Origin of the sequence: Kocuria sp. HMSC066H03 (genome assembly GCF_001812045.1) — a bacterium.
Classification (GTDB): Bacteria; Actinomycetota; Actinomycetes; order Actinomycetales; family Micrococcaceae; genus Kocuria; species Kocuria rhizophila.
Genome location: NZ_KV807506.1, coordinates 734,225 through 748,980, shown reverse-complemented (window position 1 = coordinate 748,980; position 14,756 = coordinate 734,225). Strand labels below are relative to the sequence as shown.

Genomic DNA, 14,756 nt, shown 5'->3' with positions numbered 1-14,756 from the left:
CTCGTCCAGTGCCACCCGCCGTGCGGGCAGAGACAGCAAGAAGGCAAGCTCAGCCATGACAGCAACCCTCAACACCTCCGAGGTGACGCCGGCCCCCGCGGGCCCGCCCCGTTCCTTCCTCCTCTCCCTGGCCGCCGTGCTGGGTGTGGGGCCCTTCGCGATCGACATGTACCTCGCGTCCCTGCCCGAGATCGGCGCCGAGTTCGCCGCGCCGTCCTGGATGGTGCAGCTCACCCTCACCGGCTACCTCATCATGCTCGGTGCGGGGCAGCTGGTTGCGGGACCCGTCACGGACGCGTTCGGGCGGCGCCGCCCGCTGCTGCTGGGACTCACCATCTTCATCGCGGCCTGCCTGCTCGCCGCCGCGGCGCCCTCCATGGCCGTGCTCGTGGTGGCCCGCATGCTCCAGGGGGCGGGGGCGGCCATGGCGTTCGTGGTGATCAACAGCGCCGTGCGGGACCGTGTCTCCGGCGACGCCGCCACCCGCGCCTTCGCCGTGCTCGTCACCGTGACCTCGGTGATCCCCATGATCTCCCCGGCCGTGGGCGGCTGGGTGGGCGAGCTCTTCGGGTGGCGCCCGGTGTTCCTGGTGCTTGCGCTGATCGGGGCCGTGTCCCTGGGCATCGTGTTCCGCTGGCTGCCCGAGTCCCTGCCCGCGGAGCGGCGGGTCCCGCTGGCCTTCGCACCCGTGCTGCGCGCCTACGCCGGGCACCTGCGCTCCCGCCGGATGCTGGTGCCCCTGGGGGCGCTCGCGGGCACCTTCGTGTACCTATTCTGCTACCTGGGTGGCGCGTCCTACGTGTACCAGGACCACTACGGCGTGGGGCAGGCGGACTTCGGCATGATCTTCGGTGCGACCGGCCTGGCCTCGGTGGGCGGCGCGGTCATGGGCCACCGTCTCGCGCCCCGCATGACCACCGGCCAGCTGGGGGTCTTCGGCATGGCCATCATGGTCGCCGGCGGAGTCCTGGCCACGTGCTCGGCCGTCTTCACGGACTCCCTGTTCCTGCTGGCCCTGAGCGTGGGCTTCGGGCTCCTGGGCCTGGGTGCGTGCGAGCCCGCCTTCATGTCCCTGTGCATGTCCTCGGCCACCACGAACGTGGGGGCGGCCTCCGCGCTGCTCGGCGCCACCCAGTTCCTCTCCGGTGCGCTCACGACGGCGCTCATCGCCTTCCCCGCGTCCTTCGCCCCGTGGGCGTGGGCCGCCACAATGCTCGGTGTCGCGGTGGTGTCCCTGGGGTTCGCCCTGGTGGCACTGCGCTGGACCGCCGCGGTGCACCGCGTCTGAGGTTCCGTCCGCGCGGGAGTCGGCCGGGCGGCGTCGTCGGCCCACGTGGGACAAGGACCACGCGCGCGGCCGCAACGCGCCGCAGACTGGGCAGGGCGCGCGGCAGCGCATAGCGTGTGCGGTGGACCCGGGGGCACCACCGCTCACCGGGCCTGGACACCGAGGAGCCCCCGTGCCCGCACACCACCCCACTCCGGCACCCACAAGCACGCCGGCCTCAGCTCACGCGCTGGACGGGATGGTGGAGGCCCGGCGCCCCACCGGCCCCGTCCTGGGGATCGTCGTGGCCCTGCTCATCATGGGCCTCGGCCAGCTCCCCGTGGCTCCCCTCGCCCTGATGCTGCCCACGGACTCCTTCGGGGGCCAGATGCTGCTGACGGCCAGTTTCATCCTCCCCATGCTGCTGTTCTTCGCGTGGGTGCGGTTCAAGGAGAAGCGCCCCGTGGCGTCCCTCGGGTTCCGCGGGGGCGCCGGGCGGCACATCCTGATCGGAGCCGTCCTGGCGGTGGTCATGACCACCGTCACCGTGGGGCTCAACGTGGTGCTGGGCACTGCCTCCCTCGGCGCACCCACGTGGGGCATGCTGCCCCTGGCGCTCGTGCTGCTGATCGGCTTCGCCATCCAGTCATCCACCGAGGAGATCGCGGACCGCGGCTACCTGATGCAGGCCGTCACGCCCCGCTGGGGGTTCGTGGCCGCCATGGTGGTCCAGACGATCGTCTTCGCCGCGCTGCACGGCGCCAACGGCGGCCTCACGTGGGTGGCCTGGGCGAACCTGTGCGGCGTGGCCGTCTTCCTGGGCCTGTGGGTGTGGGTCTCCGGGAGCCTGTGGGGTGCCTGTGCGTTCCACACGTTCTGGAACTGGAGCCAGGGCAACCTGTGGGGCGCTCCCGTGTCCCACACGACCATGGGCACCTCAGTGGGTCACTACACCCCCGGTGAGGGCAGTTCCGCGCTGCTCACGGGCGGATCCTTCGGGCTCGAGGGCTCCGTGATCCCGCTGGTCATGTTCGTCGTCGGGTCCGTGGCTCTGGTGGTCGTGGGGCGGCGGCGTCGCGCCGTGGCGGGGCGCGTCCGCTGAGGGGCCGCAGCACTTCCGTGCATCCTCGTGAGGTCGAGCCCTGGCCCTGCATGGCGCCTTCCCTCCGGGCACGCGGAGGATCCCCAGCCTGCTGACGCTAGGGTGAAGGGTGCGCAGCACGCGGCCGGGGCAGGGGCCGTGACCTCCCAACTTCTGCCGGCATGGAAAGGCGCTTTCCCGTGAAGAAACGACTCGTCGCCGAATGGGAGCCCGCGCTCGGGGCATTCGTCACGTGGCCCGCGGCGCTGCCGGGTGCCCTGCTGCGGGACCTCGCGCTGGACGAGCACCTCTGGGTCCTCGTCACGGACGCCGCCTGGGAGAACGACGCCGCCTCGTGGTTCGCGTCCCAGGGCGTCTCCCCGGACCGGGTCACGTTCGTCCGTGCGCCGCAGGGTGACGACGCCGTGTGGGTACGCGACTGGGGTCCGCACCCCGTGATGGACGAGCACGGTCAGCTGTGGTGCGTGGGCCCGCGGTACGTCTACGCCACCCCGTTCACGGCCCACGAACCGGGCGCGCCCCTCGAGACCGCGGACCGGGAGCCCCTCGCCGCACTCGAGTACGAGCCCGTGGACCAGCGTGCCCAGCCCGCGCTCGCCCGGGCGCTGGGGCTGCCGTTCGAGAGGCTCCCGCACGCCTTCACCGGGGGCAACGTGCTCTCGGACGGCCACGACCTGCTCATCAGCACCCAGGTGCTCGTGGCGGAGAACGCGTTCGACGGCGCCACGTGGGACGAGGTGCGCCAGGACGCCTCCGCGGCCACGGGCATGAGCGAGCACGCGGTGCTGCCCGACTACGAGAACTGGGGCATCCAGCACGCGGACTGCCTGCTCAAGGTCCTGGACGAGGAGCGGCTGCTGGTACTGCGCCCGCCCGCCGACCACCCGCTGCGGGAGCGCTACGACGCGATCGTGACCGAGCACCTGGAACCGCTGCTCACCCGCTGGGGGCGGCCCTTCGAGATCCTGCGCATGGACACCGGCATCAGTCCCCACGGTGGGCTGGCGCCGTACGTGAACTCGGTGGTGCTCAACAAGGTGGTCTACGTGCCGCGCTACGGCATCCCCGAGGACGAGACGGCCCTGGAGCAGTGGCGCGAGGCCATGCCGGGCTACGAGGTCCGCGGGTACACGTTCTCCTTCGACAAGGAGCCCCACGCGGTGCGCAACCCCCGCAACACGGGCCCCACCGGCTGGCGGGACGGGGACGTGCTGCACTGCCGCGTGCGCGGGGTGTTCGACCCGAGGATGATGCACGTGTCCGTGCGCCGCCCCGGGCCCGAGAACCCCTCGCTGATGCGCGTGCGCGCTGAGGGCTGCGGCGGCACCCGGGTGAAGGCGGTGGCCCTGCTGAGCCGCCAGGCGGACGACGCGGAGACCACCCGTACGCCCATGCGGGAGACCGCGCTGAACGGCGAGTACACGGCCCACCTGCCACAGGGCCCGGACTCCGGAGAGATCGAGTACGCGGTGGAGGCCACCTCCGAGGACGGCCGGGTGCAGCGCTGGCCGCGCCCTTCGAAGGCGTGGCTGCGCGCGTCGATAGACTGACCGACCGTGGCCAAGCTCTACTTCCGCTACGGCGCGATGAACTCCGGGAAATCCACGGCGCTGCTCCAGGCCGCCTACAACTACGAGGAGCGCGGGCAGCGTGTGCTGCTCGCCAAGCCCCGCGTGGACACCAAGGGCGAGGACCAGATCCTCTCCCGCCTGGGTGTCACCCGGTCAGTGGACTTCCTCATCCCGCCGGGTGAGAGCGTCATGGGGCTGTTCAAGCGCCACGCCCTGGGCGACGACCCGGACGCACTGCTCGAGCACGTGGAGGCCCAGCCCGTGGCGTGCCTGCTGGTGGACGAGGCCCAGTTCCTCGAGGCCGAGCAGGTGGACGACCTGCTGCGCATCGCGGTGCTCTCCGAGGTTCCCGTGATGGCCTACGGCATCCGCACGGACTTCCGCACCCGCTCCTTCCCCGGCTCCGAGCGACTCATGGAACTCGCCCACTCGCTCGAGGAGCTCAAGACCATCTGCCGCTGCGGTCGCAAGGCGGTGTTCAACACCCGCAGGGCGGGGGAGGACTTCGTGTTCGAGGGGGACCAGGTGGCCATCGACGGTGTGGCCGTGACCTACGAGTCCCTGTGCGCGGCGTGCTACCTGCGCGAGTCCGGCGGTCGGCTGGGATGAGGCCCGCGCGATGACGACGCCGCAGCCCCGGCTTCCCTGCCAAGGCACCTCGGCGGCCCGGGTCTGGTCTGCCCACGGCCGTGAGGTCACCCGAGTGGGGTGACCGAGCGCCGTCGTCCCCGCTGCCGCGCCGCCCGGGCCCGTAAGCTGGGCGCATGAACACCGACTTCTCTCCCGTGGACCTGGACACCGCCCGCGAGCGCCTGCGCGACCTCATCAAGGACCTCGCCGTGGTGCGGGGCAGGGTCACGCTGGCCAGCGGCATCGAGGCGGACTACTACGTGGACCTGCGGCGGGTGACGCTGCACCACGAGGCCTCGCGCTACGTGGGTCAGGTGATGCTGGGTCTGCTGGACGAGGCGGGCATCGCGTTCGACGCCGCCGGCGGCCTCACCATGGGCGCTGACCCGGTGGGCCACGCAATCATGCGCACCGCCGGGGACCAGGACCGCGCGATCGACACGTTCGTGGTGCGCAAGGCCCAGAAGTCCTACGGCATGGGCCGCCAGGTGGAGGGCCCCAGCGTGGTGGGCCGCAATGTGGTGGTCGTGGAGGACACCTCGACCACGGGCGGCTCCGCGCTCACCGCGGTGGAGGCCCTGCAGAAGGCGGGCGCGAACGTGGTGGCCGTGGCCGTGATCGTGGACCGCCGCACCGGCGCCAAGGAGCGCATCGAGGAGACCGCGGGCGTCCCGTGCCTGTACGCCTACTCCAAGGACGAGCTGGGGCTTGACTGAGCCGGAGCTTCCCGCTGACCGCGTGGTCGGCGTAGGCCCCTGGCCCGGCGAGTGGCCCACCGGGGAGCACTGGGACCCCGAGCTGCTGCGTAACGGCGACCGTCGCAACGTGGCGGACCCGTACCGCTACTGGCGCATGGACGCGATCATCGCGGACCTGGACACGCGGCGCCACGCCTTCCACGTGGCGGTGGAGAACTGGGAGCACGACTTCAACATCGGCTCCGTGGTGCGCACTGCCAACGCCTTCCTGGCGCGCGAGGTCCACATCATCGGGCGGCGCCGCTGGAACCGCCGCGGGGCCATGGTCACCGACCGCTACCAGCACGTGCGCCACCACGCGAGCGTCGCGGAGTTCGTGGAGTGGGCGCGCGGTGAGGGGCTCGCGGTGCTGGCCATCGACAACGTCCCCGGTTCGCAGCTGATCGAAACGTTCGACCTGCCCGAGCGCTGCGTCCTGGTCTTCGGCCAGGAGGGCCCGGGGGTCTCGGAGGAGCTTGTGGACCAGGCGGACGCGGTGCTGGCCATCGAGCAGTTCGGCTCCACCCGCTCGATCAACGCGGGGGCCGCAGCAGCGGTAACGATGCACGCCTGGATCCGCCGGCACGTGTTCGGTCAGCGGGTCGGCTGAACGGCCCACCGCAGCGCCTCCAGCACCGCCTGCGCCGCCCGGTGGTTCCGCGCGCTCTCCCGCCACGCGGCGGTGATCGTGCGGCACGGGGCGGGATCATCCAGGGGCAGGGTCACGATCCCCTCCGGGGCGGAGCCCAGTGCCAGCTCCGGCAGCACGGCCACCGCGTGCCCGCCCGCCACGAATGCCGCCTGCACCAAGAGGTCCTCGGAGACGCACGTGACGCGCGGTTCGAAGCCGCGGCGTCGGCACCGCTCACCCAGCCACTCGCGCGGCGGGGTGTGCTGCGGTTCGCCGGCCCAGGCGGCGTCGGCCAGCTGGCCCAGGACGTCCTGGCCCGGGTCCAGCAGCGCCGCGCGCTCCGCGCTCACGACCAGCCGCAGCGGATCCTCGAGCAGCGGCACCAGCACCACCCCGGGCGTGGGCGGTGTGACCGCGCCGGGGTAGCTCTCGGCGATCACCACGTCCACACCCGCGCCGGGCAGTGCGGCCAGGGCCTCGTCGGTCTCACCCAGCCGGAAGACCACCTCGATCCCGGGGTGCTCGCGACGCAGGATGCCCACCGCGGCCGGCACCAGGGTGGTCGCGACCGACTGGAACGCCGCCACTGTGACCGTGCCGCGCGGCTCGCTCGCGGCGGCGAGCACGTCCGCCTCCGCACGCTCCAGGTCCGCGAGGATCGTGCGGGCGTGCCCGGCCAGGATGGTGCCCTGGTCGGTCAGCGCGAGCCGCCTGCCCACCCGCTCCACGAGCGGCGCCCCCACGTCCTTCTCCAGCTGGTGCAGCTGCTGGGACACCGCAGACGTGCTGTAGGAGAGGGTCTCGGCCACCGCCGTGAGGGTGCCCAGTCGACTGAGCTCGGCCAGGATCCTGAGCCGGTCCACGTTCAGCACGGGGTCTCCTCTCGGGGGGGCGGTCGGCACGGCGCTGCGGTGCGGCGGCAGGGCGCGGGGCGTCGTCGTCGGGGCGTCGCCGTGCGCGCTACGCCCCCGTCAGAGGCGCCGCGGGGCCACGGGCCCCTGTCTCGTGGCTCAGTGTGTCACGCGGCGGGCAACGGGTTGGCGCCGATCCCCTCGGTGCTGATGAGCAGCACCACGGAGTCCTCGCCCAGCCCCAGCTCCTCGCGTGCGCCCGGCGCGCCCAGCAGCTCGCGCACCCCGGCCAACGACGCCGCTCCGCACGGTCCCGAGTCCTGCCCCAGTCCCTGCAGATCGCCCACGGCGCGGCGGCACTCGTCCTCGGTCACGGACACCGCCGCGCTCACCCCGTCCCGGATGGTGGGCCACCCGATCCCGGACGGGGTGCCGCAGTTGAGTCCGGCCATCATCGTGGGAGCGGAGGTGTCCACCGTGACGGGCTCACCGGCCCGCAAGGACCGGGCGACGCAGTCCGCGGTGCGCGGTTCCACCGTGAGCAGGGCCGCCGTGCTGCGGGCCACGCCCCGGTAGTGGTCCACCATGGCGTGGGCCAGGGCGCCGACCCCCACGGGGCAGGCTACGAGGTCCGGGCCGCGGGTGCCTGCTGCCGCGAGCTGCTCGTCGGCCTCGGCGAACAGGGTCATGTAGCCCTCCACGATCCAGCGCGGCACCTCTTCATAGCCCGGCCAGGAGGTGTCCTGGACCAGGAGCTCGTCGGGACCGGCGGCCGAGCGCGCGGCGGTGGCCACGGCGTCGTCGTAGGAGGGCCCGCCGAAGACGACCGGGGCGCCCTCCGCCTCGATGGCCCGCACGGCGGTGTCACCCACGCCGCCCGGGATGTAGACGCGGGCGCGCAGGCTCAGCAGGGCGGCCATGCGGGCGACGGCGCGGCCGTGGTTGCCGTCCGTGGCGGTGACGATCGTGAGCTGGGGGGAGCCCGCGGCGCGCAGACCGTCCCGCAGGCTCTCGACCGTGATGTTCTCGGCGGGCAGCCCGATCCGCTGGGCCACGGCGCGGCACACGGCCCACGAGGCACCGAGGATCTTGAAGGCCGGCAGGCCCAGGCGGTCGGACTCGTCCTTGACGAACACCCGGCCGACGCCGAGCTCCGCGGCCAGGGCGGGCAGCTCCCGCAGGGCGGTGGGGGCGTAGCCGGTCATGCTGCGGTGCAGCTCGTGGGCGGAGGCCCGCCCGGGAGTGGTGCGCCACTGGGCGGCGTGGATGTTGAGGTACGGGGAGGCGGTGTGTGGGGTGGTCATGCCTCCATGCTCCCGGCGTCTGAAGAATAAGAAAAGCAGTAGTTTCTACACGTAATTGTCCTGCGTTGCTTCAAATTGACCGGAGGGTGCGATCCCCTCGGGTGGTTGGCGCCGTGGTGGCTGAACGGGTGTGCTGCCGTCGGGGGCGGGAGTGGGTGGCCCGTACAAGCCCATGTCATTGCATGCAAATGAGGGGCAACACGTGGTCTCCCGAACTCTGGCCGGGGCCGCCAAGTCACCGTACCGTCACGTGAGTCACGTCACATCACCGGAGGTTCACATGGCTCCCACTTCAACGACTGCACGGCCCATGCCCCTCCGACGCTCAGTGGGTGCTCTCGCCCTGGGGGTCGGGCTGCTGCTGGCGGGTCTGCAGCCCGCACATGCGGAGACCCCGGCGAGTCCGCCGCCGGACGGGGGCTTCTCGGAGCTGCCACGCTCCGCCCAGGACCAGGCACTGCAGGAGGAGGGGCTCACGCGGGAGGACGTGGCTCGGGGGCAGGCGCTGCAGAAGCTCTCCGCCACCACGGGCGGCGCGTTCTACGAGACCCCGGCCCAGTTGCCGGCCACGGACGGGGACGTGGTGCGCTCGGAGGCCTCCACGTTCTACCTGGACCCCGTCAAGCTGATCAAGCCCAACGCGTCCGCCACGCGCATCATGTACAAGACCACCAACAGCAAGAACCAGGCCGTGCCCACCACGGGCACCGTGCTGGAGTCCAAGGCGGCGTGGAAGAAGGCCGGCCCGCGCCCGCTGGTGGTGCTGTCCCCGGGCACGCAGGGCATGGGTGACCCGTGCGCCCCCTCCCGCCAGCTGGCCATGGGCATGAACTACGAGGGCATCAGCCTGGCCGGTCTGGTCAACGCCGGCTACAACGTGGTGGTTCCGGACTACATCGGACTGGGCACCGAGGGCACCCACACCTACATGAACCGCGTGGACCAGGGCCACGCCGTGCTGGACGCGGTGCGTGCCGCGCAGCGCCTCGGCGTGAAGGGCATGGACGCCACCACGCCCGTGGCCGCCGTGGGCTACTCGCAGGGTGGCGGAGCCACTGCCTCCGCCGTGGAGATGGCACCCCAGTACGCCCCCGAGCTGAGGATCAAGAGCGCGTGGGTGGGCGCCCCGCCCGCGGACCTCGTGGCCACGGGCAAGAAGATCGACTCCAGCCTGTTCACGGGCCTGTCCTTCTACGTGATGGGCGCCGCCCAGGACTCCGGGGTGGACGTGCGGAGCAAGCTCAACGCGGAGGGGCAGAAGCGCTACGACAAGGCCCAGGAGAGCTGCGTCATCGGGGGTGTCCTGGGTGAAGCCCTGGTGCCCTCCACGACCCTCACGGCAGACGGTCGCTCGTTCTCCCAGCTGCTCGAGGACCCCGAGCTGAAGGCGTACCTCAAGGCTCAGGACAACGGCGCCACGGGCCGCCACCCCGCCGTGCCGGTGCGGGTCGCGCACGGGCTCGCGGACGACGTCGTGCCCTACCAGGCGGGGCGCAACCTCGCCAAGAGCTGGTGCACCGCCGGGACGAACGTGTCCCTGCAGACACTGGTGACCCCCACCCACCTGGGCGGCTACGTGGAAGGCATCCCCTCGATGCTCGCCTACCTGGACGCCCGCTTCAACGGCATCCCGCAAACCAGCTCGTGCTGGCGGCTGTGAGGCCGTGAGCTGAGCTGCCGCGCCCCGGTACCGCAAACACGCGGGACCGGGGCGCGGTGCTGGTGCGGCGGCGTCGTGCCCGCCGCGGACCTGCAAAAAAGCATGTGACGGCGGTCGAATCATGATCCGCGCCACAGGAGCCAGGCCCCTGGTCGCCTAGACTGGGAACAGGCCTCAGGCCACGGTCCAACCGTGCATCGGGAACCCAGAAGAAGGAGCACTCCATGCCCATCGCAACCCCTGACGTTTACTCCGAGATGATCGACCGGGCCAAGGAGAAGGGCTTCGCGTACCCGGCCATCAACGTGACCTCCTCGCAGACGCTCAACGCCGCGATCCGCGGTTTCGCCGAGGCCGGTTCGGACGGCATCATCCAGGCCTCCACCGGCGGTGCGGCGTACTGGTCCGGCTCCTCCGTGAAGGACATGGTCACGGGTTCGCTGGCCATGGCCGCGTTCGCCCGGGAGGTGGCCAAGAAGTACGACGTCAACATCGCCCTGCACACCGACCACTGCCCGCAGGACAAGCTCGAGGGCTTCGTGCTTCCGCTGCTCGCCGAGTCCGAGAAGGCCGTGGCCCGCGGCGAGGACCCCATCTTCCAGTCGCACATGTGGGACGGCTCCGCGATCGCCCTGGACGAGAACCTGAAGATCGCCCAGGAGCTGCTGGAGCGCACCAACAAGGCGCACATCATCCTGGAGGTCGAGATCGGCGCCGTGGGCGGCGAGGAGGACGGCGTGGTCGGCGAGATCAACGACTCCCTCTACACCACCGTGGCGGACGGCATGAAGACCATCGAGGCGCTCGGCGCCGGCGAGAAGGGCCGCTACATCACCGCCCTGACCTTCGGCAACGTCCACGGCGTCTACAAGCCCGGCAACGTGCGCCTGCGCCCCGAGCTGCTCAAGGAGATCCAGGACGAGGTCGGGAAGAAGATCGGCAAGGACCGCCCGTTCGACCTCGTGTTCCACGGCGGCTCCGGCTCCACCGCCCAGGAGATCGCGGATGCCGTCTCCTACGGCGTGATCAAGATGAACGTGGACACCGACACCCAGTACGCGTTCACCCGCCCCGTGGCCGGCTTCATGCTGAGCAACTACGACGGTGTCCTGAAGATCGACGGCGAGGTCGGCAACAAGAAGAAGTACGACCCCCGCGTGTGGGGCGCCGAGGCCGAGACCGGCATGGCCGCCCGCGTGGTGGAGGCCTGCCAGAACCTCGGATCCGCGGGCACGTCCATCAAGTAGCCCGCACGTTTCTCTCCGGCGCCCCGCACGTCCGCGTGCGGGGCGCCGCCGTGCTGTGGAGCGGCGTCGTGAACCGTGCGTACAGTGGCAGCGAACCCCGCACGACCGTGGAAAGGAACCACCGTGGCACTGCTCGGCAAGAACCTGCTGGACGAACCGGAGCCCACGCACCTGGAGGAGAACGAGGCGATGACCGCGCGCTTCGAGGCCGGTGACGAGGCCGAGGACCTCGCCGCCGCTTTCCCCAAGGAGCAGCTGCCGTGGGCGATCCTCGCGGAGGAGGCGCTCGCGGACGGGCGCACCCTGGAGGGCTACGCGTACGCGCGCGTGGGCTACCACCGCGGCCTGGACTCGCTGCGCGCCCACGGCTGGAAGGGCCACGGCGCCGTGCCGTACGCGCACGAGCCCAACCGCGGGTTCCTGCGGGCGCTCGCCGCGCTCGGCCAGGCCGCCGCGCAGATCGGTGAGTCGGACGAGGCTGCCCGGATCGAGAAGTTCCTGAACGACTCGGACCCGGAGGCGGCGACGCAGATCCAGGCCCGCTGACCTCTGTCTCCGCCGCGCCGTGCGGCTCCCGAGCGCCCGTTCCCGTGTGGGGGCGGGCGCTCGGTCACATTCGGGAGGGCCCCTGCTCCCTGTCAGTCCCGTGGGACACAATGGGGACACATCAGGGGCTCAGCGCGGAGTCCGAGTACATCCCCTCGTGCTGCGCGCCGCCCATGGACTTCCCACGAGGAGCGTGCCGTCATGAGAATCTCCGTCCCCCGCGAGATCAAGCCCGAAGAAGCCCGTGTGGGCCTCACCCCCACCATGGTCACCTCGCTGACCGCCCAGGGCCACGAGGTCTTCGTGGAGAAGGGCGCCGGTCTGGGGGCCGGGTTCTCCGACGACGACTACCGCGAGGCGGGCGCGCAGCTCACCTCCCAGGAGGAGGCGTGGGCCCAGGCCGAGCTGCTCGTGAAGGTCAAGGAGCCGATCCCCGCGGAGTACGGGTTCCTGCGCTCCGACCTTACCGTTTTCACGTACCTGCACCTCGCGGCCAGCCGTGAGCTGACCGAGGCCATGCTGGACAGCGGCGTCACCGGCATCGCCTACGAGACCGTGCGCGTGGGCCGGACCCTCCCGCTGCTGCGCCCGATGTCCGAGATCGCGGGGCGCCTGGCGATCGCCAACGCCGCGCACCACCTGCAGTTCCACGCCGGCGGCTCAGGCATCCTGCTGGGCCGCGTGCCCGGTGTGGTCCCCTCCACCGTGCTGGTGATCGGCGGCGGCACCGTGGGCGAGCACGCCGCACGCGCCGCCGTGGGCGCCGGTGCGGACGTGACCATCCTGGAGGCCAACGGGGACCGCATCCGCCAGCTGGACGCCCTGTTCCCCCACGCCCGTGTCCTGATGAGCGACGCCCACCGGATCGAGGAGGAGCTGCCCCGCGCGGACGTGGTGGTCGGCTCCGTGCTGATCCCGGGTGCCGCCGCCCCCAAGCTCGTGCGCCGCGAGCACCTGTCCCTGCTCAAGCCGCACGCCCTCATGGTGGACGTGGCCGTGGACCAGGGCGGCTGCTTCGAGACCACCCCCCCCACCTCCTACCACGACCCCGTGTACGAGGTGGACGGCATCCGCCACTACTGCGTGGCCAACCTCCCGGGTGCGGTGCCCGTCACCGCCACCCAGGGCCTCACGCACGCCACCACGCCGTACGTCATGCGCCTCGCCGGCGGCATCGACGCCGCCCTGGAGTCCGACGCCGCTCTGGCCACCGGGCTCTCCACGCGTGGCGGCAAGCTCCACACGCCGGGCGTGGCGGAGACCTTCCCGGACCTGCCCTCGGCGGTCTGAGCGCCGCGGCTCGGGCTGCACCACGCGCGCGGTGCGGCACCGCGCACGACGACGCGCCGGCACCGGCCGCCGCGGGGAACGTTCCCTGCGGCGGCCGGTGCCGGTGTCATGGAGGGGCGCCCACCGCGTCCACCGCCCCCCTCGCCGGCGCAAGCCGGTGCCGTGGCCGGAGGGCTCGCGCCCTGGACCGGGTCCCGCGCCGCGGTCAGGAGGTGGGTGCGGGAGCGGGCCGGGCGGCGTCGTCGTTGCGGATGAAGAGTTTGCACGCCAGGGCGATCAGACAGACCAGCACGAACGTGGCGATGAACTGGATGCGCACGGCCGGGTCCAGCAGTCCGATGACCACGATGGCCGCGAGCAGGGCCAGCGCGAAGTAGGAGAGCCACGGGAAGGCCCACATCCGCAGCGGCGAGGACTCACCAGCGCGGTCCATGCGCCGGCGCAGGATGATCTGCGAGACCAGGGCGATGCCCCACACCACCAGGCACGTGGAGCCCAGCAGGTTGAGCATCACGTTCAGCACGGTCTCCGGCCACAGGTAGTTCAGCACCACGGCGATGAAGCCGAAGACCACCGAGGCGACTACCGCCGCACGCGGCACACCGCGCGGCGTCGTGTTCGCCAGCGCGCGCGGGGCCGAGCCGCGGCGGGCCAGGGAGAACAGCATGCGGGAGCTGCCGTAGATGTTGGCGTTCAGTGCGGACAGCAGGGCCAGCACGATCACGATGTTCATGAGCACGTCCGCGCCGGGGATCCCGGCCTCGGTGAGCACGGCCACGAACGGGCTGGAGGACAGGCCCTCGTTGTCCCACGGCAGGACCAGCACCATGACGGACACGGAACCCACGTAGAAGATGAGGATGCGCACCAGGATGGTGCGGATGGCATCGGCCACGTTCTTCTGGGGGTCCTCGGTCTCCGCTGCGGCAATGGTGACCAGCTCGGTGCCACCGAAGGCGAAGACCACCACCAGCAGGGCGGAGGCCACACCCGTGAGGCCGTTGGGCATGAAGCCGCCGTGCTCGGTGAGGTTGGACAGTCCCGGGCTCGGCACGTCCAGCGCGCCGATCAGCAGCAGCACGCCCACCACCAGGAACCCGACCACGGCCGCCACCTTGAGCAGTGCGAACCAGAACTCGGCCTCGCCCAGTGTTCCGACCCGCACCAGGTTGATCACGGTGAACACCGCCATGAAGATCAGCGCCCACGCCCACTGCGGCAGGGAGGGCCACATCTCGGTGACCAGCTGCGCGGCGGCGGTGGCCTCCGCGGCCACGACCACCACGATCTGCGCCCACCACAGCCAGCCGAGCGCGCGGCCCATCGTGGGCCCGAGTGCCTTGCCGGCGTACGTGGAGAACGCCCCGGAGGAGGGGTCCGCCGCGGCCATCTCACCGAGGGCCCGCATCACCAGCACCAGCAGTGTGCACGCCACCAGGTAGGAGATCAGCACGGCGGGACCGGCGGTCCGGATCGCGGCACCCGTGCCCACGAACAGCCCCGTGCCGATGGCCGAGCCGAGCGCCATCATCACCAGGTGCCGGGGCTTGAGGTAGCTGCCGTGCTCAGGGCCCGAGGGCACGTGCGGGGTGTGCTCCCGGTTGCCCCCGTGGATCACACTGCCCGAGCCGGTTCCCGGGGACTCGGCGGGAGAATGGTGGGGAGCGCGCGGGGAGGTCATGGGAGAAAAGATTACCCGGACGCCCAGCGGGCCGTTGTCGGCCACCGGCCGGGGCAGGGCGGAGCCGTCGACGCCGGCGGGGGACAGCGTCGTCGGCACGGCGGGCGGCGCGCAACCGCGGCCCGTTGACCGCGGCGGTGTCCCGGTTCTGCGGCGCCCGGGGGAGCCCCCGGCGCAGCCGTCCGCCACGCCACCACTGCCGCCGGTCACACCGCCCTGACGTCGAGCGGAGGTTCCGG

At 71.8% G+C, this 14,756-nt stretch carries 13 protein-coding genes; 10 read left to right on the top strand and 3 right to left on the bottom strand.

Annotation, left to right across the window (positions count from 1 at the left end):
- Positions 1-55 precede the first annotated feature (55 nt).
- The 6 genes from HMPREF2833_RS06790 to HMPREF2833_RS06765 all read left to right on the top strand — a co-directional run bounded on the left by HMPREF2833_RS06790 (position 56) and on the right by HMPREF2833_RS06765 (position 5,917).
- On the top strand, positions 56-1,288 hold the full coding sequence (locus HMPREF2833_RS06790; protein ID WP_070637068.1) for a multidrug effflux MFS transporter: 1,233 nt from the start codon (positions 56-58) through the stop codon (positions 1,286-1,288).
- Positions 1,289-1,460: 172 nt separating this feature from the next.
- The gene (locus HMPREF2833_RS06785; protein WP_141756163.1) at positions 1,461-2,369 is read left to right on the top strand and encodes a CPBP family intramembrane glutamic endopeptidase; all 909 of its coding nucleotides are present in this window, start codon (positions 1,461-1,463) and stop codon (positions 2,367-2,369) included.
- Between the two features lie 179 nt (positions 2,370-2,548).
- Positions 2,549-3,919, top strand: a complete 1,371-nt coding sequence (locus HMPREF2833_RS06780; protein WP_070637064.1) for an agmatine deiminase family protein — start codon at positions 2,549-2,551, stop codon at positions 3,917-3,919.
- A 6-nt stretch (positions 3,920-3,925) separates the two neighbouring features.
- Complete coding sequence (locus tag HMPREF2833_RS06775) at positions 3,926-4,549, top strand: thymidine kinase (RefSeq protein ID WP_047978386.1); 624 nt, start codon at positions 3,926-3,928, stop codon at positions 4,547-4,549.
- Between the two features lie 155 nt (positions 4,550-4,704).
- Complete coding sequence (gene pyrE / locus HMPREF2833_RS06770) at positions 4,705-5,286, top strand: orotate phosphoribosyltransferase (protein WP_047978387.1); 582 nt, start codon at positions 4,705-4,707, stop codon at positions 5,284-5,286.
- Entirely contained in the window at positions 5,279-5,917 is a 639-nt protein-coding gene (locus tag HMPREF2833_RS06765) for a TrmH family RNA methyltransferase (RefSeq protein WP_047978388.1), read from the top strand. Before pyrE ends, HMPREF2833_RS06765 begins: the two co-directional genes overlap by 8 nt.
- Here HMPREF2833_RS06765 and HMPREF2833_RS06760 read toward each other — a convergent pair.
- Both HMPREF2833_RS06760 and HMPREF2833_RS06755 read right to left on the bottom strand, forming a co-directional pair.
- Complete coding sequence (locus HMPREF2833_RS06760; RefSeq protein ID WP_070637063.1) at positions 5,902-6,810, bottom strand: LysR family transcriptional regulator; 909 nt, start codon at positions 6,808-6,810, stop codon at positions 5,902-5,904. The two genes, HMPREF2833_RS06765 and HMPREF2833_RS06760, sit on opposite strands and share 16 nt — an antisense overlap.
- A 146-nt stretch (positions 6,811-6,956) precedes the next feature.
- Positions 6,957-8,093: a diaminopropionate ammonia-lyase gene (locus HMPREF2833_RS06755; protein ID WP_070637061.1), complete on the bottom strand. Its 1,137-nt coding sequence runs from the start codon at positions 8,091-8,093 to the stop codon at positions 6,957-6,959.
- 280 nt (positions 8,094-8,373) lie between these two features.
- Here HMPREF2833_RS06755 and HMPREF2833_RS06750 point away from each other — a divergent pair, with 280 nt between their 5' ends.
- The 4 genes from HMPREF2833_RS06750 (at position 8,374) to ald (ending at position 12,836) form a co-directional block, all read left to right on the top strand.
- A complete protein-coding gene (locus HMPREF2833_RS06750; protein ID WP_070637059.1) occupies positions 8,374-9,753 on the top strand; it encodes a lipase family protein in 1,380 nt (459 codons plus the stop codon).
- A gap of 224 nt (positions 9,754-9,977) precedes the next feature.
- Positions 9,978-11,000 (top strand): class II fructose-bisphosphate aldolase, encoded by a 1,023-nt coding sequence (gene fbaA, locus HMPREF2833_RS06745; protein WP_047978389.1) that lies wholly within the window; start codon positions 9,978-9,980, stop codon positions 10,998-11,000.
- Positions 11,001-11,123: 123 nt separating this feature from the next.
- Complete coding sequence (locus tag HMPREF2833_RS06740) at positions 11,124-11,546, top strand: DUF3151 domain-containing protein (protein ID WP_246829088.1); 423 nt, start codon at positions 11,124-11,126, stop codon at positions 11,544-11,546.
- Positions 11,547-11,747: 201 nt separating this feature from the next.
- On the top strand, positions 11,748-12,836 hold the full coding sequence (gene ald, locus HMPREF2833_RS06735) for an alanine dehydrogenase (RefSeq protein WP_070637056.1): 1,089 nt from the start codon (positions 11,748-11,750) through the stop codon (positions 12,834-12,836).
- A 205-nt stretch (positions 12,837-13,041) separates the two neighbouring features.
- Here ald and HMPREF2833_RS06730 read toward each other — a convergent pair whose 3' ends face one another.
- Entirely contained in the window at positions 13,042-14,517 is a 1,476-nt protein-coding gene (locus HMPREF2833_RS06730) for an amino acid permease (RefSeq protein WP_070637055.1), read from the bottom strand.
- Positions 14,518-14,756 lie beyond the last annotated feature (239 nt).

Bases quoted from the DNA above. Each gene is read 5' to 3' on its own strand.
- HMPREF2833_RS06790 (WP_070637068.1), top strand. From the start codon at position 56: ATGACAGCAACCCTCAACACCTCCGAGGTGACGCCGGCCCCCGCGGGC.
- pyrE (WP_047978387.1), top strand. From the start codon at position 4,705: ATGAACACCGACTTCTCTCCCGTGGACCTGGACACCGCCCGCGAGCGC.
- HMPREF2833_RS06755 (WP_070637061.1), bottom strand. From the start codon at position 8,093: ATGACCACCCCACACACCGCCTCCCCGTACCTCAACATCCACGCCGCC.
- HMPREF2833_RS06750 (WP_070637059.1), top strand. From the start codon at position 8,374: ATGGCTCCCACTTCAACGACTGCACGGCCCATGCCCCTCCGACGCTCA.
- fbaA (WP_047978389.1), top strand. From the start codon at position 9,978: ATGCCCATCGCAACCCCTGACGTTTACTCCGAGATGATCGACCGGGCC.
- ald (WP_070637056.1), top strand. From the start codon at position 11,748: ATGAGAATCTCCGTCCCCCGCGAGATCAAGCCCGAAGAAGCCCGTGTG.
- HMPREF2833_RS06730 (WP_070637055.1), bottom strand. From the start codon at position 14,517: ATGACCTCCCCGCGCGCTCCCCACCATTCTCCCGCCGAGTCCCCGGGA.